General features: G+C 49.2%; 20 protein-coding genes. 15 read left to right on the top strand and 5 right to left on the bottom strand.

Translation table 11 applies throughout. The annotated features are described in order from the left end of the window. Window positions 1-374: 374 nt before the first annotated feature. Together alaS and DESTI_RS30750 are read left to right on the top strand one after the other, a co-directional pair. The gene (alaS, locus tag DESTI_RS12700; protein ID WP_014810367.1) at window positions 375-3,002 is read left to right on the top strand and encodes an alanine--tRNA ligase; all 2,628 of its coding nucleotides are present in this window, start codon (window positions 375-377) and stop codon (window positions 3,000-3,002) included. A gap of 66 nt (window positions 3,003-3,068) precedes the next feature. Beyond that, complete coding sequence (locus DESTI_RS30750; protein ID WP_014810368.1) at window positions 3,069-3,239, top strand: hypothetical protein; 171 nt, start codon at window positions 3,069-3,071, stop codon at window positions 3,237-3,239. Between the two features lie 695 nt (window positions 3,240-3,934). Here DESTI_RS30750 and DESTI_RS28840 read toward each other — a convergent pair. The 3 genes from DESTI_RS28840 to DESTI_RS12715 all read right to left on the bottom strand — a co-directional run bounded on the left by DESTI_RS28840 (window position 3,935) and on the right by DESTI_RS12715 (window position 9,038). After that, the gene (locus DESTI_RS28840; RefSeq protein WP_014810370.1) at window positions 3,935-6,301 is read right to left on the bottom strand and encodes a protein kinase domain-containing protein; all 2,367 of its coding nucleotides are present in this window, start codon (window positions 6,299-6,301) and stop codon (window positions 3,935-3,937) included. A gap of 122 nt (window positions 6,302-6,423) precedes the next feature. Then, window positions 6,424-8,106, bottom strand: a complete 1,683-nt coding sequence (locus DESTI_RS12710; protein ID WP_014810371.1) for a 4Fe-4S binding protein — start codon at window positions 8,104-8,106, stop codon at window positions 6,424-6,426. Further along, window positions 8,103-9,038 (bottom strand): DUF362 domain-containing protein, encoded by a 936-nt coding sequence (locus tag DESTI_RS12715; RefSeq protein WP_014810372.1) that lies wholly within the window; start codon window positions 9,036-9,038, stop codon window positions 8,103-8,105. The genes DESTI_RS12710 and DESTI_RS12715 overlap by 4 nt, the downstream gene beginning before the upstream one ends. Window positions 9,039-9,249: 211 nt before the next feature. Between DESTI_RS12715 and DESTI_RS12720 the strand changes: the two genes are divergently transcribed. Next, a complete protein-coding gene (locus DESTI_RS12720; RefSeq protein WP_014810373.1) occupies window positions 9,250-9,870 on the top strand; it encodes a LemA family protein in 621 nt (206 codons plus the stop codon). 336 nt (window positions 9,871-10,206) lie between these two features. Here DESTI_RS12720 and DESTI_RS12725 read toward each other — a convergent pair whose 3' ends face one another. Continuing rightward, window positions 10,207-11,208 (bottom strand): SH3 domain-containing protein, encoded by a 1,002-nt coding sequence (locus tag DESTI_RS12725; protein WP_041286187.1) that lies wholly within the window; start codon window positions 11,206-11,208, stop codon window positions 10,207-10,209. A gap of 539 nt (window positions 11,209-11,747) precedes the next feature. Here DESTI_RS12725 and glmM point away from each other — a divergent pair. The 12 genes from glmM (at window position 11,748) to DESTI_RS29975 (ending at window position 19,275) form a co-directional block, all read left to right on the top strand. Next, window positions 11,748-13,103: a phosphoglucosamine mutase gene (glmM, locus tag DESTI_RS12730; RefSeq protein WP_014810376.1), complete on the top strand. Its 1,356-nt coding sequence runs from the start codon at window positions 11,748-11,750 to the stop codon at window positions 13,101-13,103. Beyond that, complete coding sequence (locus DESTI_RS12735; RefSeq protein WP_014810377.1) at window positions 13,081-14,082, top strand: KpsF/GutQ family sugar-phosphate isomerase; 1,002 nt, start codon at window positions 13,081-13,083, stop codon at window positions 14,080-14,082. The genes glmM and DESTI_RS12735 overlap by 23 nt, the downstream gene beginning before the upstream one ends. Before the next feature lie 110 nt (window positions 14,083-14,192). Beyond that, window positions 14,193-14,561: an RNA polymerase-binding protein DksA gene (gene dksA, locus DESTI_RS12740; protein WP_041287092.1), complete on the top strand. Its 369-nt coding sequence runs from the start codon at window positions 14,193-14,195 to the stop codon at window positions 14,559-14,561. A 229-nt stretch (window positions 14,562-14,790) separates the two neighbouring features. Beyond that, window positions 14,791-15,483, top strand: a complete 693-nt coding sequence (locus tag DESTI_RS12745; RefSeq protein WP_014810379.1) for a hypothetical protein — start codon at window positions 14,791-14,793, stop codon at window positions 15,481-15,483. A 69-nt stretch (window positions 15,484-15,552) separates the two neighbouring features. Then, window positions 15,553-16,107 (top strand): DUF4416 family protein, encoded by a 555-nt coding sequence (locus DESTI_RS12750; RefSeq protein ID WP_014810380.1) that lies wholly within the window; start codon window positions 15,553-15,555, stop codon window positions 16,105-16,107. Then, a complete protein-coding gene (locus DESTI_RS12755) occupies window positions 16,059-16,970 on the top strand; it encodes a YicC/YloC family endoribonuclease (RefSeq protein WP_014810381.1) in 912 nt (303 codons plus the stop codon). The genes DESTI_RS12750 and DESTI_RS12755 overlap by 49 nt, the downstream gene beginning before the upstream one ends. Before the next feature lie 11 nt (window positions 16,971-16,981). Further along, window positions 16,982-17,227: a DNA-directed RNA polymerase subunit omega gene (rpoZ, locus tag DESTI_RS12760; RefSeq protein WP_014810382.1), complete on the top strand. Its 246-nt coding sequence runs from the start codon at window positions 16,982-16,984 to the stop codon at window positions 17,225-17,227. Further along, window positions 17,214-17,993, top strand: a complete 780-nt coding sequence (gene rlmB, locus DESTI_RS12765) for a 23S rRNA (guanosine(2251)-2'-O)-methyltransferase RlmB (RefSeq protein WP_014810383.1) — start codon at window positions 17,214-17,216, stop codon at window positions 17,991-17,993. Before rpoZ ends, rlmB begins: the two co-directional genes overlap by 14 nt. Beyond that, entirely contained in the window at window positions 17,993-18,382 is a 390-nt protein-coding gene (locus DESTI_RS12770; protein ID WP_014810384.1) for a hypothetical protein, read from the top strand. The genes rlmB and DESTI_RS12770 overlap by 1 nt, the downstream gene beginning before the upstream one ends. A gap of 110 nt (window positions 18,383-18,492) precedes the next feature. After that, on the top strand, window positions 18,493-18,843 hold the full coding sequence (locus tag DESTI_RS28845; protein ID WP_014810385.1) for a hypothetical protein: 351 nt from the start codon (window positions 18,493-18,495) through the stop codon (window positions 18,841-18,843). A gap of 9 nt (window positions 18,844-18,852) precedes the next feature. Next, entirely contained in the window at window positions 18,853-19,041 is a 189-nt protein-coding gene (locus tag DESTI_RS12780) for a hypothetical protein (protein WP_014810386.1), read from the top strand. Window positions 19,042-19,056: 15 nt separating this feature from the next. Further along, the gene (locus tag DESTI_RS29975; protein WP_014810387.1) at window positions 19,057-19,275 is read left to right on the top strand and encodes a hypothetical protein; all 219 of its coding nucleotides are present in this window, start codon (window positions 19,057-19,059) and stop codon (window positions 19,273-19,275) included. Here DESTI_RS29975 and DESTI_RS12785 read toward each other — a convergent pair. Further along, window positions 19,250-20,038: a LolA family protein gene (locus tag DESTI_RS12785; protein ID WP_014810388.1), complete on the bottom strand. Its 789-nt coding sequence runs from the start codon at window positions 20,036-20,038 to the stop codon at window positions 19,250-19,252. The genes DESTI_RS29975 and DESTI_RS12785 overlap by 26 nt on opposite strands. Window positions 20,039-20,076: the final 38 nt, after the last annotated feature.

A 20,076-nucleotide genomic window follows, 5' to 3' on the forward strand; every position in this document is an offset into this window, starting at 1 on the left:
TCGTGACTCTCCCTTTTTCCCGTTCCAAATGTTCTTGTTTTGGTTCTTTTTTGCACGGCACTCTATGGGATTTGGTGAGATATGTGCTTGGGCACGGGAGAGCGTTTATCATCGGACAGAAGTATTGTCAAAGAAAAAGGATGCTTATCATGATTTTTTAAAGTTAATTATAGGATTATTTTGTCATTCTGCGAATTATATTTCTTTAATAAGAAATTATGGGATCCGATCCAGCCGAGCCCGCTTGCGAAAAAAAGCACACCTGTGATATGCTAACATGTGAGAATCTATGGCCGAGCCACGATCCTACTTACCTCATATCTCTTGATAATGAGCTTCCGCACAGGCGGTGAACTTTTTTCTCCGGAGGAGACATGACCGGTGCCGAGTTACGTGAAAAATTTCTGCATTACTTTGAACAAAGGGGGCACGCGAGAGTCCAGAGTTCATCGTTAGTTCCTTCGGGTGACGCTACTCTGCTGTTTGTCAATGCAGGAATGGTTCAGTTCAAGAGTGTTTTTACCGGTGCGGAAACACGTGCCTACAAAAGGGCAACCACTGCTCAAAAATGCCTCAGAGTCAGCGGGAAGCACAATGACCTTGAAAATGTGGGTCATACGGCGCGGCATCACACGTTTTTCGAGATGCTGGGGAATTTTTCTTTTGGGGATTATTTCAAAGAGGATGCTATCGCCTTCGCATGGGAGTTTTTGACTCGTGATGTCGGATTGCCCAAAAAGGATCTGCACGTAACCATTTATAAGGATGATGACGAAGCCGAACTCATTTGGAAGAAAATTCTCGGTCCCGGATCCAATCCGATAATAAGACTCGGGGAAAAAGACAACTTCTGGAGCATGGGAGACACTGGACCATGCGGTCCCTGTTCCGAAATTCATATCGATCAGGGCGATCGGCTGGCATGCGGAGATCCCCAGTGCGGGCCTGAGTGCGAGTGCGACCGTTTTCTCGAATTGTGGAATCTCGTATTCATGCAATACGATAGAGATGCGTCAGGAAAAATGTCTCCTTTGCCGCGACCCTCTATAGACACGGGGCTCGGCCTCGAAAGACTCGCGGCGGTCGTGCAGGGGGTCGATTCAAATTGGGAATCCGACCTTTTCAGGCCTATTATCCATTACGTAGAGGAGCTTTCGGGTAAAGAATGCCGTGGCAATGACAGAGATTCCATAGCTATCCGAGTCATTGCAGATCACAGCAGGGCGGCCGCGTTCCTCATTTCTGACGGCATCTTCCCGTCGAATGAGGGAAGGGGATACGTCTTGAGACGCATATTGCGCCGGGCCCTGCGTTACGGCAAGTACATCGGACTGAATGAGCCTTTTCTGTACAGTTCCGCTGACGTTGTGGTGAACCTCATGTCAGATGCATACCCGGAATTGGAATCATCTCGGAGCCTCATTTCCAAGGTGATCCGCAATGAGGAAAATCGGTTTCTGGAGACCTTGGCCAGAGGACTTTTGCTCTTCGAAGAAGAAGCGGGCAAAGTTCTGAGCGGCTCCAGCCGCGTACTTTCCGGCCAAGTGGCTTTCCGTCTCTACGATACATTTGGATTTCCCCCCGATCTCACGGGAGATCTTGCCAAAGAGGCCGGGCTTACGGTGGATCAAGCCGGTTTCGACACGGAAATGACCAAACAAAGGGAAATGGCGAGACAGTCCTGGGAGGGAATGGCCGGAGAAGATCTGGCGGCTCTTCGGGAAATTCTGGAAGAAGGTATCACTACCGAGTTCACGGGATATGAGACTCTGGAGGATGAAGCTGCAGTCTCGGCAATCATAAAGGAAGGTCGGCGTGTGCAAGAAGCCGGTCCCGGTGAACATGTGGAAATAATCGCAGAACGGACCCCTTTCTACGGAGAATCCGGTGGACAGGTGGGCGATCACGGGACGATAGTTTCGGATGCTGCCCAGTTTGACGTCATGGACACAACGCGGCCGTTTCCTAATCTTATTGTGCATAAAGGTCTCGTCACGTCGGGTACCGTGAAGGTCGGCGACCGGACAACATTGAAAGTGAACACCGGGATGCGTAGGTCCATTATGGCCAATCATTCTGCTACCCATCTTTTGCAGTGGGCACTCAGGGAAGTCCTGGGAGATCACGTCAAGCAGAGCGGTTCTCTCGTGGAGGGGCAGCGGCTTCGATTCGATTTCACCCATTTTTCGGCCATAACATCGGAAGAACTAAAAAGGATTGAAGAACTGGTAAACGATAAAATCCAGGAGAATCTTGAAGTCAAAGTCGAATTGCAGCCGATTGAAGAGGCGATGAAACGCGGCGCCACGGCCCTTTTTGGAGAAAAGTATTCCGATACGGTTCGTGTCGTATCCATGGGAGACTTCAGCATGGAACTGTGCGGCGGCACTCATGCGAGACGTACCGGCGACATGGGACTCTTCAAAATTCTCACTGAAGGCGGCATTGCATCCGGAGTGCGCAGAATCGAAGCAGTGACCGGCAAGGGAGCCTTGAATTATGTTCGATCCATGGAGGAAGAAATTCGATCTATTTCCGAGAAATTGAAGACTTCCAGGGGAGAGTTGGCAAAGAAGATCGATAAGCTCCTTGAAGAGAAGAAATCGAAAGAACGTGAAGCAGAATTGCTCAAGACCAAATTGGCCGGCAAGCAGACGTCAGACATTCTGGAAGGTGTCCGAGATGTTGGCGGAGTAAAAGTCCTGGTAAGACTCATCGAGGATGTTGCTACGCCAAAGGATCTCAGGGATTACGCCGATCGCGTGAAAGACAGACTCGGTTCGGGCATCGCACTTCTCGGCGCGAAGGCCGATGGCAAGGCGCTGCTGCTGGCTGTAGTCACGAAAGACCTCACGAATCGTTTTCACGCGGGCAACATTGTCAAGAAAGCTGCTGAGGCCGTAGGCGGCTCCGGCGGAGGACGCCCTGACATGGCACAGGCAGGCGGTCCCAATGTTGCCGAGTTGCCTCAGGCTCTCAAATCTATTGAGGATTTTCTGTAAGATTTTCACAATTATTCTTCCCACGGGGAACAGTTTACTCTAGGCGAGATCGCAATCGAGGACGATATGAACATAAATGAGAGCAATGAGATTTATGGCAGAATAACGCGGGTAATCAACGAGCTTAAGATGTCAAGGCAATCTGTCACTATATTCAAAGTGTCGGAACTAACGGGCCTGGAACCGTTTGTCGTGTTTCAGTATTTCTATGAAAAGGGCCTGTTGAGAGGTAAGTAGTATCGCAGTTATGCACATAAGATAGAGAAGGCTGGGGTATCTTGAGCGGAGTGATTAGGCGGCTTTGTGTCGTCCGGAGCGAAGGATACCCCAGCCTCCCAGATTATGAGAAGAAAAGCGAATCAGTATAAAACAAAAAGGGACGGGGTTGTCCCGTCCCGCGTTCCAGTTTCCGGCGCCCGGTTCTCGATTACAATTTCCCTCGTGGGACGCTCCAATCCAAACCTGTCGTGGCCCGTTTACTAAGTGAGAACCTATCGACTACCAGAACCAAAATCCCCAATGAGGATCGTGCGGGTTTGACAGACTCGCGGGATATGCATACCCTTCAGGCCATGTAGAATACCATTCATTGTACCAACCCGGATATGTCCACCAGCCCACCACAAAAATAACTAATAAAATAACTTTTGCATTTCGGTATATTGAAAACATCATCAAATCCTCCGGATTACACTTTCACTCGAATCGGCTTAAATTGTGGTAATTATATCTTACTGCTCGATAAGATGTCAAGAAATTTGGATAGGATTTTGTAATTACTTACAATACAAAGCCTGAAAATGGTGTCAGAGCACGACACGAGCGACCTCGGAACAATCTTTTGCTCGATACACACCTTATGAAGACTACCGGGATAAATGCTAGCAAGATATCTGAGTGCGGATACTCGGCTTGAAGCGATAGAACGATCTTCAATCGTTTCGATTGGAATCGGACGAGGATTTCTTAATACCAAGACGTTCGAGAATCCCTTTGCGGGAAGAAGTGTTCTTTGACTGCACGGGAGGCGGAGGAACCAGGATTTCCTGACGGAGCGCCTCGAGTTGCGCCAACAACTCCGAGCAGGTGGCGTATCGTTTGGCTGGGTCTTTTTCCGTCATGACCTGCAACACCCGAAACACGGAATCGGGAATCGGCGGATCGACAGCCTTGAAAGGGGGTAAAGCTTCGTGAACGTGCTTTTGGAAAATCACGTACGCGGATTCGCCGGTAAAAGGTGGTGTGCCGTTCAGTAGATGAAACAGCGTTATTCCCAATGAGTAAATGTCGGATCGAATGTCTAGATTCGGCGCTCCTTTGGCCTGTTCGGGAGAGAAGTAAAGGGGAGTGCCGCAGGCAATTCCGGTTTGAGTAATTCCGGTATCCTGAGTATCCATATAGCTTTTGGCAAGCCCGAGGTCAGCCAGCATGGCTTGCCCCTTGTTCGTAAACAGTATGTTCGCAGGCTTGATATCCCTGTGGAGCACACCGTTCTCCTCTGCAACAATGAGCGCATGTGTAATGTCGATAGCGATGCGGAGCACTTTTTCAACGGGATATCTGCCTATACGGGCAAGCATTGCCGCAGCATTGCCGCCGCCCACAAAAGGCATTACGAGAAAATGGACACCATTCTCGTATCCGACATTCATTACACCGACAATGTTGGGATGCTGCAGTCGAGCTGCGGCCCGGGCCTCACGAATGAAGCGTTTTATAAAAACAGGGTCTTTTTCAGCCAAATGAGCATGGAGGATCTTTACTGCCACGGGGATGTCGAGGGCAATGTGGTGTCCCTTGAAAACTCCCCCCATTCCTCCTCCGCCGATTTTGTACAACAGTCTGCATCCGCCGACCACCTGACCGATGACTTGCTGCAAGAGCCCATCGGGCCTCATGTCTACAGCGGGTACAGTCATGGCTTTCCCACAGCTACCACATTTTCCTTTCCGCCCGAGTGTCGTGAGCGGGACAGAATGAACCTGTCCGCACTCGCATGCAAACCGAATTTTCGGTTTTTCCTCTGCCTCGGGCAAAGGTCCGGTTGCAACGGCCTTCTCTTCAGTTTCAACCTTCCTATCGTCGGTTTCAATGAGAACGGTATCGTTATCGAGTTCCGGGAGAATATTTGCTTCCAGAGCTTTGATAGCTTCTGCTTCAAGCGACGCGAAGACCTCCGTGGATTCATTCCGACGGAGATTCTTCGCAATTGCGAGATCCGATGCAATAAGTGAAGGATTTTGGACTACATCGTCCATGAACGATTTGAGCAGTCCTTCACCTCCAGGCAAAAATGAAACGAATTTGACTTTGGTGCCGGCAGCAGAGGATTCTTGACTTGCAGCGACATGTTTGGCCACTCTGGAAATCACCCAAACCGGTTCTCCACTTCCCGTCGGAAGATGTAACTGCAGAACCAGGGATTCACCGGGATCCACTTCTTCCGGCAAATGCACAAGAGCCCATTCGGCGGAAAGTCTTGAGGCAACACCGTCTCGCCATACTTTATTGTCAAGGGAGTAACTGACCGGTGCTTTGACAGGGATGGACAATTCATCCGGGTACAGTGTTTTTGAAACGTTTTCTGCATAAGCAATGTGCGTGTCTGAGTGTATTGCCGAGCCATCACCGGCGTATTCCGAATCGGCCGTATCCTGAGTGAGGTCTTCTTCTCTTTCAGGCTCCAGTTCTATCTCGAATACGGAAGCCCCTTTTTCCGATATCAGTTTGGCAATACGATCCAAATCCCGCATTGCTTCTTTTTGATCCTCGGAAATTTGCGAGAAAAGATCCCAAGCCTCTTTCCAGAGTCCGTTGCGAAGATAGAGTTCAATGCAATCAGCGAGGATATCACCTTTTTCTGCCAGGGTCAGGGAACGATCGTTGAGGAGTTGCTCGATCGTGTCCCGGGCTTCTTCCACTTTATCCAGCCGGATCAGGCACATAGCCATGAAGCGGAGGATTTCTGTTCCGAAGATGGGGGACGGTTTTAGAGCTTTCCTGAACTCGTCGAGTGCTTCTGCATACAAATGCATTTCCATGTATGCGATTCCAAGATCCAAAGTGAGCCGAGGCGATAGTTTGTCTGTATCTGAAGATCTGGAAGCGGTTGTCTCTTCCATTTTTTTCGCGAACTGCACCTGAACGATCTTGGCCTGTGCTTTGCGATTATGGGGTTCCCTGGAGAAGATGGTTTGATACAAAGAAAGAGCATGATCGTACAGACCTTGATTCTCATAGAGTTCGGCTTCCTGCCAAAGCCTATCCATTTCAGTCTTATTTTCGCGGGATTCGATCATACCACTTGCATTCCGGTCCGTGGCACAGGTGCCTTAGTAAACTAAACGAAAAACGCCCCCAAGGAATCCGAACCGAACGATGTTAAAAAAATTATAACAAACCACCCCTCCATCTGTCAGCTTTATTTCAAATCAAACCCAGGGGGCAATTCGCTTTGTGAATCTTCTGCACCAACAGGAGATTCAGCTTTACCACGAGACTCCTCCGTGAAATCGAAAACACCGGGAGAGAGTCCACCCTCCTTCTTCTTCTCTCTGAATTTGAATCCGTATTCTTCCGCTTTCTGAATGTAAGAACCCGATGCCAGCCGTACTTCCCCGATAATGTTAACACGAATAGCGGCTGCGCCCTGAACAGGGCAACGCGTTTCGCACCATCCGCACCCTAAACACTTGTTTTCATCCACAAATGGAGCGGCATTCTTCAATCCGGGAACCGGCTTACATGCCACCGCACCGTATGGACATATTTCGTCACACACAAGACATTTTTTGTCCTGCTCCCATACCAGACAATTCTGCCGCACGACCCAGGCGGTACCAAGTTTTGCATGGTTCTTTTCCTGTAAAGGAATATTACGGATTGCTCCAGTGGGGCAGACTTTGCCACACGCGTTGCAAGCCACCACACAAGCTGCAATCCTCGGTACCAGAATCGGTGAAAAAACGCCTTCCAGGCCGGCTTTGAGCCAAACCGGTTGCAAAGTATTGCTGGGACACGCTTTCATGCACTCCCCGCAACGAATGCACCGTGACAGGAACTCTGCCTCCGGCATGGATCCGGGAGGACGTATCAACTCAGGGTCCACGTACGATCGTTCCGCGCTTTGGAGTCTCGGCTGATGAATTCCGGTGTGCATGAGACCCGCCGAGACCAGTCCTGTCCCCACCCCCAGCAACAGTGCCCGGCGTCCGGGTTCAGCAATGGCCACATCCCCCGTCATCGCTCCTTGAAGACCGAATGATATCGCGGAGGTAGGGCATAGCTCCATACATCGCAAGCAAACAATACACTCAGAATGTACGGCCACAGTGGGGTCTTCACGTATGGCTCCGGTGGGGCACTCTCGCGCACAGCGGCCGCATCCGGTACATGACTCCGAGACTCGCCGCCTCAGTAGAGGACGAAAAGAAAAAAGCGCCATGAGCGCACCAGCAGGACAGAGATTTCTGCACCAGAACCGGGGAGTGATAAAGGCCAAATAGAAGAGTAGGGCAAACGCCGCCGCAATGAAAGCATTGGTAGAAAATACACGATGAGGGATTTGGACGTACTCCAAGCTCGCGAGAGATCCACTCGGAATGACGGCGAGCAGTTGTTGAAAACCCAGATCGCCTGCAAGGAGGGCAAGAGGGTGAATCACTATTCCATAGAATCGCGTAATCAGAGAAAGAGGGCTCCCCAGATGTATCAGAGAGACGCCTCCCACTGCCGCAGCGGCAATTACTGCCAAAAAGAGGTACTTCCATGTTCGATACGCAGAAGATGACTCAGAAGAAGCTTGTTTTCCGATCTTCTTACGGCCGACCAGCCCGGTCCACAAATCCAGGGTAGTTCCCATGGGACAAACGTGGCCGCAGAAAACCCGACCCAATAGCAGGGCACTAACGAGAACCAGGAGTGCGGGAACCACGTACCATTCCAGTATCCTCGACGTCAGAGGAGTAATCACCCCGACCAACGGGTCCATCTGGAGAAAAAGATCTACTCTCAGCCCCTCTACCACAGGATAAGCCGCGAAATACAGTAAACAGAGAAATATGACGAGGCTTATGGTTTGGGCTACTCTTTGAAATCTGATCACGCTTCGATATTCTTTATATTGAGTTGGTCGAGATTCATCCGGCCGAGTCCTCGTTCAGCCGCTAGACGAATATGTTTGACATTCTTGGGTTCCAATTTGCTGCCGTACCACGTGCCCAACGCAACCATCTGTGCGTCGGCTGCAACCATGTCCGTGGAAGCGATCACCAGATTCAGCGGAATGACTTTTCCGGGACCACCTGGACCGCCTGTGGTGAGAATTCGGGTGCCGTCAACAACCACCAGATGAGGTTTCAACACTGTCACCATATCCACAATGGCTTCATGTAAGTCATGTCGGCCATGAAAGCTTCCCCGGTCGTAAATGACCCCCATCATGCCTTTCATGGAAAGACTCACCCCCGAAGAAGAGTGATGTTTTCCGACAGGCACAGCTATGAGCACGTCTGCCTCAACGACATCATTGAGCACTTCCATGCTCTTCAGTTGCTTGCCTTTAGGCACACTCACTTCCTTGAAGAGCCTCTTGGCTTTGGCATGATTGACATACGTATTCGGCACAGAGCTGCACAATTCGGGTATCTTGGACATCTTTAAACAATCGTCGGGATTGCGCAGAGTATTATCCACTATTGAAATCTTCGCGGCTCCGGCTTCCGCGCACATACGCGCTATTTCGCGAACGACGACGGGGTCCGTATTGGATGCCATTTCAGGTCCGCTTGAAAAACTCATATTGGGTTTGATGAATACTTTGTTTCCGGGTTTGACGAATTTTTCCATTCCTCCGAGGGCTTTCACCGCAGAACGGGTAATGGCTGCCGCATCCCTGCCGTGACAAACCACGAGATCCGGGACTGTATCTGCAAACGTGTTCAAAGGATCGAGAATACCTGATCCCGCAGTTAAGATTGCGGCAGTGGACACGAGTCCGTTTTTCAAGAATTCTCTACGATCGGTTTTAATGAACATCTACTACGTCTCCGTTCTTATTCATGATTGTTTAGCCAGGATCTGTATGACTATTAGAAAGCGAGGAACTACAAAAGTCAACACGCCAAAATTGTCGGGTAAAGGACGGCTGACAAAAAGGATTTGACATCAATGATATCGGCGTATATTTACTTGACCGACAAAGTTAATCGTTATTGCTCGCATTACGATTTAACAATCCGGAAGTACGATGGAAAACATGGTCAGCCGGACGGCCCTGATATTACCTCCAGATGGTTGTGTGCACGTGCGAACTTCACGTCTCATTGAATTTTCAAGCTGTCTCCTCATAGCATTTCTGATACTTGCTACGATTTCGTTTCTCACCCTGAGACCGGTTTTGAAAGAAGTGAGATTTGATGCGAGAGCCGAGTGGGACGGCTTCATGCGAGCAGTCAAAGAGCGAAACGATCTCCTACCCGGACTGGTGGAAGGCCTGAAAGGGTTCGAGCAAGGCCATACAAAATTGGCGGAAAACCTGCTTGAAGCCCGGCTCATCTGTATCAGATCGACCGATCCCGCGGGAATCGTCGGATCGGTGGACAACATAGAAAGGTACTTAACTCAGATTGAGCATCTGGCTCGAACGAGACCAGGACTGGAACAATATCCGCCTTTTGCGGGCCATTGGCGCAAGGTGATACGTATATCCTCGCGAATTTCGTCCACCCGTACCTCGTACAATATCAACGCAAGACTTTACAATAGACTGCTCTCGCCATTCCCGCAAAATCTCCTTACCACCGCGTTCGGATTCGTTCCGCTCACGGATTATCCCCTCCCGCAGAGCATTTCCGATACGGATCGTTAGACGCGATTGCCAAGAATTCTGACGTTTATCTCATGCTTCAATACAAGATATAGTGGGAACCGGCGAACTGCTGGTGCTTTATATTGATATCATTGATTATATCAAAGATGTGCCGGCACGGAGAGACTGTCTCAGAATATCGATCCAAGATTTATATGTTCATGGCGTCGTCGTGACTGCTAGGCATTGGGGCACGCGCACGCGTGTTCGCAAAGAATATCGGGATTGTCCATTCAGTCATTCCATTAAATGCTGTCATTGCGAGGAGCGCAGCAACCATGAGGAACCTGCGGTTCGAGGTAAATATGATGAACTCCATTCCGCGTCTCTATCGATCTAATGGAGCTCTGATGGGTCAGGAATTTCTTCTTCGCTTGCCTTCTTAATCGTGCCTTTCGAGAATACGAAACTCGCCAGAACCAGTTTGTCCTTCTTGGAGGGATGAAGGTAGCGCACACTGAATCCAGGTTTACCCTCAGCCTGGTAACTGGTGATAGGCAATACGCCATTCAGTCTTAATTGCCAGCTAATTACTCTCCTTTTCAACTTGGTGGACCAGCTCACGAAATACAAGCGCGTGTAATCGCAACCAGAGTCCTTTCCGATGGGAGCATAGGCGGCAATGAAATTATTCTTTGCACCTCTGTCCGGATCGTCGGTGCTGTTCACGGTTCTCCACGCAACCATTCTCATGAACGGAACAGTTCGGGCAATATCCTCAGGCGGGGTGAGTTTCATATTGTGGCTGAAGACGTATCCGACCCTCGAATCCTCCAGCTTCACCTTGTACCAGACATCTTTCTTGAATTGATCCGAGGACGGGTCATCTGCAGCGGCTGCATCTTCAAGCGACTGTCCCTGGGGACCGGATTTTCCTCTCGTGGAAGACGCGAGAGGACGTTTCAAGGTTACCACTCTCTCGTACATTTCGAATTTCTTGCCCGGCTCCAGTGTTTCCATTATGTCAGGATCACGGCCGGGTTCCAGGCGAAAATGGGCTTTGGTCTTAAGAACACCTTCGGCCTGCACAGGCATTCCCTCTATGGAACGCCTCAATTCGTTCATTTTGACAATAGTCTCTTGACCGCCTACCACCTTCTGATCGACGTACCCTTCTCGGCCGTCACGAACACGAACACGATACCAATTCTCTCCGACTCTATCGACGAGGTGCACAGGTGTCTCAGCAGGTATCTTGATGAGCACTTCAGAATTTCCGTTGGCCGTCTGGTGAACATTACAGGCTCGAAGAGTAATCCCTTCCCGCGGAGTGAACGTTTGTCTCGGTCGAACGTTACCCTTCAACTTCTTGAGTATCTCGCGTTGAAGCGTCTCCACTTCCTGACATCCTGAAAGCGGCAGGCAAAGAACACTCAAGCAGAGGCATAGAAATATAGATAAACGGTTAAGGCTCAGTTTATTACTGCACTGCATCTCCACGAATCTCCAGGGGTCCCTCCCGAAGACGCAGCTTATATCGGTTCATGGGAGAAATCAACATAGTATCTTGTGAATTCGTTGCTTGTTTTTGCTGCCGAACCGGGCTTTTGGTACGAATTGCAAGGAGGCAGACTCAACATTTGAGCGGCATCGAAGTCTGCAGCAGTCTTTTACGAGGATCCGAGAGTTGTTCCTTACCGGCATTCAAACTGCATCCATGCGGTTCCACACAATTCACTTGTGAATGTGAACAAAGCATGTTAGTTTCAAAGATTATTTTGTGAAAGCTATTACAGCCCCATTTCCGAATAGTTGGGCAGCTTCACAAGCTATTCAAGAAATCGCCGTCATATTTTCTCTGGAGTCCGATTTCGCGTGCGCTTTGTGGCATTGGACAAAATGAATGGGCTTCGGCCCCTCATCCGATTGGGAAAAACATGTCGAGAAGGCTCTTCGGAACAGATGGAGTAAGAGGCATTGCCAATATCGAGCCCATGACTGCCGAGACCGCGCTTAAACTCGGACGGGCCGTAGCATATTTGGCTAGCACAACCCCAGACAGACAACGGCATCGAATACTCGTGGGAAAAGATACCCGTATCTCGTGCTACATGTTGGAAACCGCTCTTACTGCAGGAATATGCTCAATGGGGGTCGACGTCCTCCTGGTCGGCCCGATACCGACTCCAGGCATAGCTTTCTTGACTGCCAATATGAGATGTGACGCAGGAGCGGTCATTTCCGCCTCACACAATCCTTTCCAAGACAATGGCATAAAATTTTTCTCACGAGATGGATTCAAGCTTTCTGATGACGTGGAAGCTGAAATCGAAAAGCTGATGTTTTCAGATTTTCTGGATGAAGTCAGGCCTACTGCAGACAAAATCGGCAAAGCCCAACGGATAGAAGATGCACTGGGAAGGTACGTAGTGTTCGTCAAGAATTCGTTTCCCAGACATCTGAATCTCGAAGGCATCAATCTGGTGCTGGATTGTGCAAACGGGGCAGCCTACAAAGCAGGCCCTCTGGTCTTCGAGGAATTGGGAGCAAAGGTTCATCTGACCGGTGCAAATCCAAACGGGCAAAATATTAATCTAAACTGCGGTTCTCTCTATCCGCAAGTGATGTGCGACGCAGTTCGGTCCACTGGGGCTCACGTTGGAATCGCTCTTGACGGAGATGCGGACAGAGTTATCTTTGCGGACGAAAAAGGCAATGAAATTAATGGAGATCAAATCATGGGAATCATTGCCGCCGATATGATCGAACGGAACGCATTGCAAAAGCACACGGTGGTGGCCACAGTGATGAGCAATGTGGGTCTGGAGATAGCTTTGCGTGAAATGGGAGGACATCTGGTCCGTACCGCAGTGGGCGATCGATACGTTGTCGAGTCTATGCTGAGAGATGGGTACAACTTTGGTGGCGAACAATCCGGCCATTTGATTTTCCTGGATCATAATACTTCCGGTGACGGCATTCTTTCAGCTCTCCAAGTGCTAAGAATTATGAAGAAATCTGAGAAGCCTCTTTCTGAATTGGCTGCACGGGTGACACTCTTTCCCCAGTACCTCAAAAACGTTGAAGTGCGGAGCAAAAGAAATCTGGACGAGATTCCGCAAATCAAAGCCGTGATTCAAGAGTGTGAAGAAAAATTCAGAGATAAGGGGAGGATTTTGATCCGATATTCTGGTACTCAGCTCATGTGCAGAGTCATGGCTGAAGGGGAGAACGAGAGCGAAGTCCAACAGGTGGTGGAAAGAATAGCAGATGCAATCTCCACTTATTTGTGATGAAACGCTACCTGCCCTGGAAATTGCCAGGCGGGTGCTTCAGACGGAAATTGAAGGAATAATGGCAGTTCTGGAGCGTCTGGACAGGACGTTCGAGCTGTGTGTCGATCTTCTCTATTCTCTCCGGGGCCGTATTATCATCACTGGAGTTGGTAAGTCAGGCCTGATAGCCAGAAAGATAGCGGCAACTCTGACGAGCACAGGATCTCCGGCAATTTTTGTGCACCCGGTAGAAGGTTTGCATGGCGATCTGGGCATAGTGAATCGGGACGATGCTCTTATTGCTCTCTCCAACAGTGGGGAAACCACCGAGATTACCTCTCTGGTAGCTACTATTAAGAAGCGAGGCCCGCTGGTCATCGCCCTGACCGGGGTAGTCTCTTCAACTTTGGCACGAATGGCCGATCAGGTACTTGATTGCCGGGTTCCCCGGGAGGCTTGTCCGCTCAATATGGCTCCTACGGCCAGCACGACTGCGGTTCTTGCCCTGGGGGATGCTTTAGCTGTTGCGCTCATGATAAGGAGAGGATTTCGCAAAGAAGACTTTCTCCGTCATCATCCGGCAGGAAGCCTTGGCGAACGTTTGAACCTGAAGGTCGCGGATATAATGCTTCGCAGGCCTGCAGCTCCTGAAGTAAATCAATATGCATCCCTCCAAGACGTTCTCTGTTCGATAAACAAGCAGAATCTCGGGTTCGCACTTGTAACTGAAGGAGCGAAACTCTTGGGCATCATTACGGATGGAGATCTCAGGCGAGCGCTGTCGGAGAACTGCGGTATCTATGATTCTGTGGCCGGCAAACTGATGACTCCCAATCCGTTGACCATAGACGAAGGCAGGACTGCAGCGGAAGCGCTGGAGATCATGGAAAGAAAGCTTATCACAGCATTGGCCGTATTGGACCAAGATGGGAATCTCACCGGAATCATCCACCTTCACGATTTACTGGGCAAAGGAGAAGTCCGTTTTTCGCCCTGACCAGCGATTCCGGTAGCTTGAAAGATGCTCTGCGCAGCACATGATCTGTACAAAAGATGGTGTCTCGTCCCGCTTTCGCGGACGCATACATTGGAGGATTGATGATGAAGATGAAGAAAGAGGATTTGGAATATTTCCAGGGTATACTGCAGAAACAATTAGACGATTTGGTTCGCGGAGCAGGCAGAACTGTGGACGATATGACCGAAATCGAATCCAAAAGTTCATTCCCGGACCCTACCGACCGAGCAGCCCTCGAATCGGACCGTAACTTCGAATTGCGCATTCGCGATAGGGAGAGAAAGCTTATAAATAAAATACGTAAGGCTTTGGACAAGATTGAAGATGGCTCATTCGGTTTTTGCGAAGTCTGCGGCGAGCCCATTGAATTTAAGCGATTGGAAGCACGACCGGTCACAACTCATTGTATAGAGTGCAAGACAACTGCGGAAGAAGAAGAGAAGATCCGACGATTATAGGCAATATCCGATCATGCTCAGGAAAATATGTAGCGAGCTTCTACAACGAAGAGGATAATAATGCAGCAATGTGCGCGTTTGTAACTCCTTCCATAGACATATTCGTTCTCGCGTTAGAAATTTCTTTTTGAAAAAAACCGGGAATTTCTGAAACTTGTCATTGAAAAACCTTTTGATACGCGCTATATTTTTAGAACACCTATACATTCAGTGAAAAGGATTTGATGTCATGAGAAGAGGCAAGAACCTTATGGGGCCAAGCGAATTTATTGGCGAAATGCCTCGAGAGCAAATCGTTGATTCGGCAAATGTGGATACTCGTTGTACGTGCGATGCAGGAAGTGAATTGTTTCCAAGGTCATATATGAGCAGAAAAACTACTGCAAAAGATGAAGAAGTAAGAGACGATCCCACTGAAACCGATCGTTTTCAGGAACCCACAGTTGCCCAGCAATCGGTTTCCAGAAAAGCGTTGAAATCGAAAGTTCCCAGTTTAAGAAAAACGAAAATAACATTGCATGGTCGTATATCAGAATTGTTTTCCGGAAAACTGACGACCAAATCACCTGCGGTTTCTGAAACTCCGGAGACTTTACAATTGGATACAGTCGAAACGGTTGATGCAACAACAGACATTCGTGAAGAAAAAGTCATTAGCGAAAGTGCATCCCAACAAATCGCTGCAGAACCAAAACCAGCGGCAATACCCATTACAGAGACCGTGATAATTCCGACTCCTGTAAAAAGGCGACGCATTCCAAAAGAAGAATTGGCTGCAGAACCGGCCAAGCCTTTGAAGATTATTCGACGCAGGCGAGAAGAAGAACCAAAGGTTTTTGAGACTTCCCGTCATGGTGTGCCCAAATCCATGTTGGAAGGAACAACGATTGGATTAGATGAGGAATTGGAACCTGCCAGATAATGCTCAATCCCGATTTTCTCTGTTCAAAGTCCTCTTCTCAACCATCCTGGCATCCCCAAAGAGAATTGCATGAGTACCCCCGTCGTTCCCGAATTTGCAAGGCTCGTACTAAGCGTATTGTGCCCCGACGAAAACATACTTCCGGTGATTAAGCCGCTCTTGGAGAGAGAGCTCGGGCCCGTTGAGGAAGAAATCGGGCCGTTGGAATTTCCTTTTACGTCTTACTATGACCGTGAGATGGGGCCCGGAATCCGACGTTGGTTGTGGGTGTTCGAGCATCTTTTGGATCGAAGTCGTCTTGCGCCTGTCAAGTGCTTGACGAATCGAATAGAACAGACGTATACCATTGACGGCAAGCGAACATTCAATCTCGATCCGGGATTCATGACCCTCGGGAATTTCGTCTTGGCCACAGGCAAGAACAATGCCCATAGAATATATCTAAAAGACGGCATATTTGCGGATCTTACTCTCATTTACAGATCGGGATCTTACCACCCTCTGGAATGGACATATCCTGATTATGCCGACAACGGGTTGATTTCGATTCTCAACCAGTTGAGGGAGCAATACAAATGCAGGTTAACGGAGCCGGCATGCGCACGCGCCCCATTAAGAGCATGACCGGGTTCGGCCGGGGCCGCTCGGCTTCCGGCGAAGTTGAAATCATCACGGAAATCCGCGCGGTAAACCACCGTTTTCTCGATCTCTCCGTCAAGCTCCCGAGAGCATTTAACGTGTTCGAGCCGGCAATTCGGAAAACCGTTACAGATAGTGTGCACCGCGGAAAATTCGATATAATGGTTACTCGTAGTGCCGGGAAAAACGGCCTTGTCGAGGTGACTCTGGACGAATCGCTTGCGACCGGCTATTTCAACTGTTTGAAGCGAATACAAGAAAAATTCAATCTTACAGCGGAGATAAAGGCAAGCGACATTATCGGGCTGAAAGATGTAGTCGTTCCAGTCGAACGGGACGATCTCGTGGAAAGCGAATGGCCGCTTCTGGAAGAGAGCCTCGGGACTGCAATGAGAGCACTGGATGAAATGAGATGCGCTGAGGGCGCAACCTTGTGGAATGATATCGAAAACAGATTGCTCTCAATCAAAGAAACCGCTTCCCGGATTTCGCCGCTGGTCCAACAGGTAGTGGTTGCGGCTAAAGAACGTTTGGAGAGGCGGATCAAAGAACTTACAGGCGGCATGGAATTGGACCCGGACCGGCTTACTCAAGAAGTTGCGATTATTGCGGATAAGTCGGACGTGACAGAGGAATTGATCCGGCTGAACAGTCATCTGGAGCAGTTCATGGGATTCTTCTCCGAAGGTTCGCCCCTGGGAAGAAAACTGGATTTTCTGCTTCAGGAAATCAACCGGGAAGTCAATACGTTGGGATCGAAATCAGCATCTACGGAAATTTCATCGCACGTTGTTTATATGAAATCGGAACTGGAGAAGATCCGGGAACAAACACAAAATATAGAATAAGTGAGACACAAATGGCGAGAGTAACAGTTGAAGATTGTCTGGAGAAGGTGGAGAATCGTTTTGCTCTGGTGATCCTTGCATCCAAGAGAACGAAAGAATTAAAAAGAGGGGCGCCTCTGACGGTGCGCGACAGAGACAACCGAGAGGTTGTCATGGCTTTGAGAGAAATAGCGGCATCCAAAGTGTTGGCGAAAATGCCGACGGCTGAAGAATCCCTGGACAAAAAAGAAGCACCTATATCGATTGAAAAGGACTAAATCCTCAACCAAGACTGTTCTTTATGGGGTTCATCCGGTCCTGGAAAATTTCAGGGCAAGAAAACGCTTGATAGAAGAAGTCTTTATTTCCCGAGACAGCAGACTGGACTCATTGACTGCCCAGTTTGAACTCGCCGGAATCCCCATAAACAAGATGAATCCCAAAGATCTCGCTGCGTTTTGCGGATCTCAGCATCATCAGGGCATTGCAGCATCTGTGGGACCGTTTCCCTATGCGGATTTGAGTGATTTGACGTCCCAAGAGGCAGAAGGTTTGCTGGTAATCCTCGATGAGATTCAGGACCCATCGAACCTGGGCACAATACTGAGGAGTTGCCACTGTTTGGGAGCTTCGGGCGTCGTTCTCACGAAGGATCGTGCCGTTCCTGTGACTCCTGCTGTAGAAAAGGCCGCTGCGGGCGCTTCTGCTCATGTCCTGGTTGCGAGAATCGTAAATTTGGCTCGGGAAATTGACGGATTAAAAGATCTGGGATTCTGGATTTACGCTGCCGACGCGCGCGCGAGTTCCTCAGTGTACGCCATGGATCTTACCGAAAAGATCGCAGTTGTGTTCGGTTCCGAATTCAGCGGTATCCGAAGACTCGTCCGTGAAAAATGCGATGGCACAATTTCGATTCCCATGTTGGGCACGATAGATTCTCTCAATGTGGCCCAGACAGCAACGGTGATTCTTGCCGAATCACTCCGGCAACGGCTCGTGAAAAAGCCTGAACTCCTTCTGCATGCTTCTCACGGTTCTAAGTAATGCGGTTGACAATTAGTCCGAATCCGGATTTTGCTCTACTCGACATGGAATTGGATCTGGTTATCGCACTATACGAAGAAAGAAGTCCGGAGATATTCTTGCAGAGTGGGACACCCCGCCCGGATCGGCATTTTCTTCTTGGAATGGCTCAAACCATCGTGGTTGCCGTCGAAGAATCGGACAAAGATTCCGTGCTCTTTCTTGAATCGGGCGCTGCTGAACTTCAAGACTCGGGCGAATTGAGAACACTTCATTCAAGCTTACTGATAGTGCGCAGCATTGAAGGGAGGTTCTCGGCGATTGTCTTCGGAGATCCGCGCCAAGCCAGACGTCTGGCACGTCGTGCAGAACGTTGGTTTACCGGAACGGTTCGTTTGGACATACCATGAGTCTCGATCCTGCCGAGTAGTACCATTGTTGATAGTGGGACAAATTTGGGAACAAGTTATCGGTGCCGGTATCTAAACGAAAAAAGTTTCCGGCAACGTTGGAGGTTTCAATGTATGGAAAATCTGCTGCTCTTGTGACTGTGATGATTCTGCTCTTGACCGTTACCGCGTTCGCTCAGAGGGACATATCGGGAAACTATGAGGCCTCAGTCATGGGATCGACAATACGGGCCAATATAGAACAGAACGGCAGCAACATTCAGGGAGTGGCACACGTGTATTCGGCTGGAAAGAAAAACACTTACCATTTCTCGGGCGTCACGGATGGAAATCGGTTTCAGGCAAGCCATTATAGTGGACATGTCTTTTCCGGGAATGTCACGCCCCAGGGGGATCTTGTGGGTGTTTTGAGGACAAAAGGCGGACACAAAGTCTCCGTTCATGCCTCCCGCCGTAACTGAGAGGGTTCAATGCAGAAGTCGACCGCTGCCAAAATACGCACGTTGTGGTTCCTGACAGCAATGATCCCCTTGATGATGATAGCTGGACTTGTGGGCGTTCTTTCATTGCTGCTTACATCTCCTCTCATGGTGTACGGAGGAATGTGCAAAAAACATATTAAGAGTCCGTGGCGCAAGTCATTGATGTCACCTCGATAACCGAGCGTCCGTTACATGATCGACAGGAGATATTACCGGATTAGAGGTCAAAAATGGGAGGCGCGTTTCTTTCAAAAAGGAGAACGTTTTCCCGATACAGCCATTGACGTACCCAAACAGGGCGTATGGGCTTGCCCGGAACTCCAGGGATGGGACCAAGCCCGTTTTCTCGGGAATTCATGGCGCTTCATCAATTTGGATATAGATGTCAGTTACCTTCCGGAAAATAGGTAGGCATTCTCTGCGCCAGTGAAGAATCAACAACTCCTTTGTCTTCGTCTTCTTCCTGATTTTCGCGCCCTTTTATATCCTGAGCTTCATAGCGCTGATTCTCGCTGATTTGATTCAGTCTTTGATTCAATGAAAGTATTTGCGGGTCATCTTGAGCGAGCAGCGACCAGGAAGCAAACTCAGTCTCATCAACATCACCATTCTTAAATTTTATAGCCACTTTTTTGATTTCGCCGGATTCCATAATCGCCAGGTTGACTGATTGTATGCGCTCGAACTCGTTCTGGTTTGAAGGAACGATTTCCGTGGTCAGCACGTCATCATGCTGTTCGCTTTTCATCACAGAGAACTTCCGGAGACTACCGTTGCCGACACTCTGTATGAGAAGCATTAGAGGATCCGCAAATTTGGAAAGATCTCGCTCACCGTGAATTTTGAAGACTTCCACATCCGAGCCGTCGTGGGTCATCGTGATTATTTTCCCGTTTGACAGAATCTCGACGTTAATGTCTCCGGTGAGGGTAAGCTGAAATTTATTCGGCTTCTGAAAAAGGAGAACACCTTTGGCTTTCATCTCGCGATTAAAAACCGAATTGCGCCGCGTCTTAACGAATTCCGTTCGAAATTGCTTTATAAGACTGGATTTCTTCTCAGCCTCGTTGATTACGTCTCCCAGTTCAAGGTTCTTGGTAAGATGCTTGGAACCGCAGCCGTTCAGGAGTATGGCCACAGACAATGTACATGCAATAATTAAAAGTATGCGCAAAATTGCCTCTCTGCTGAGATGTCCCCATTCATTACACT

The organism is Desulfomonile tiedjei DSM 6799 (genome assembly GCF_000266945.1).
In the GTDB taxonomy this organism is placed as follows: domain Bacteria; phylum Desulfobacterota; class Desulfomonilia; order Desulfomonilales; family Desulfomonilaceae; genus Desulfomonile; species Desulfomonile tiedjei.

What these genes read in the sequence shown, in the direction of transcription:
- rpoZ (WP_014810382.1), top strand. Translation starts at nt 16,982, where the DNA reads ATGGCGAGAGTAACAGTTGAAGATTGTCTGGAGAAGGTGGAGAATCGT.
- DESTI_RS29975 (WP_014810387.1), top strand. Translation starts at nt 19,057, where the DNA reads ATGATCGACAGGAGATATTACCGGATTAGAGGTCAAAAATGGGAGGCG.
- DESTI_RS12770 (WP_014810384.1), top strand. Translation starts at nt 17,993, where the DNA reads ATGCGGTTGACAATTAGTCCGAATCCGGATTTTGCTCTACTCGACATG.
- DESTI_RS12745 (WP_014810379.1), top strand. Translation starts at nt 14,791, where the DNA reads ATGAGAAGAGGCAAGAACCTTATGGGGCCAAGCGAATTTATTGGCGAA.
- DESTI_RS12720 (WP_014810373.1), top strand. Translation starts at nt 9,250, where the DNA reads ATGGAAAACATGGTCAGCCGGACGGCCCTGATATTACCTCCAGATGGT.
- dksA (WP_041287092.1), top strand. Translation starts at nt 14,193, where the DNA reads ATGAAGAAAGAGGATTTGGAATATTTCCAGGGTATACTGCAGAAACAA.
- DESTI_RS12750 (WP_014810380.1), top strand. Translation starts at nt 15,553, where the DNA reads ATGAGTACCCCCGTCGTTCCCGAATTTGCAAGGCTCGTACTAAGCGTA.
- DESTI_RS12735 (WP_014810377.1), top strand. Translation starts at nt 13,081, where the DNA reads ATGCAATCTCCACTTATTTGTGATGAAACGCTACCTGCCCTGGAAATT.
- DESTI_RS30750 (WP_014810368.1), top strand. Translation starts at nt 3,069, where the DNA reads ATGAACATAAATGAGAGCAATGAGATTTATGGCAGAATAACGCGGGTA.
- DESTI_RS12715 (WP_014810372.1), bottom strand. Translation starts at nt 9,038, where the DNA reads ATGTTCATTAAAACCGATCGTAGAGAATTCTTGAAAAACGGACTCGTG.
- DESTI_RS28845 (WP_014810385.1), top strand. Translation starts at nt 18,493, where the DNA reads ATGTATGGAAAATCTGCTGCTCTTGTGACTGTGATGATTCTGCTCTTG.
- DESTI_RS28840 (WP_014810370.1), bottom strand. Translation starts at nt 6,301, where the DNA reads ATGATCGAATCCCGCGAAAATAAGACTGAAATGGATAGGCTTTGGCAG.
- DESTI_RS12755 (WP_014810381.1), top strand. Translation starts at nt 16,059, where the DNA reads ATGCAGGTTAACGGAGCCGGCATGCGCACGCGCCCCATTAAGAGCATG.
- glmM (WP_014810376.1), top strand. Translation starts at nt 11,748, where the DNA reads ATGTCGAGAAGGCTCTTCGGAACAGATGGAGTAAGAGGCATTGCCAAT.
- alaS (WP_014810367.1), top strand. Translation starts at nt 375, where the DNA reads ATGACCGGTGCCGAGTTACGTGAAAAATTTCTGCATTACTTTGAACAA.
- DESTI_RS12780 (WP_014810386.1), top strand. Translation starts at nt 18,853, where the DNA reads ATGCAGAAGTCGACCGCTGCCAAAATACGCACGTTGTGGTTCCTGACA.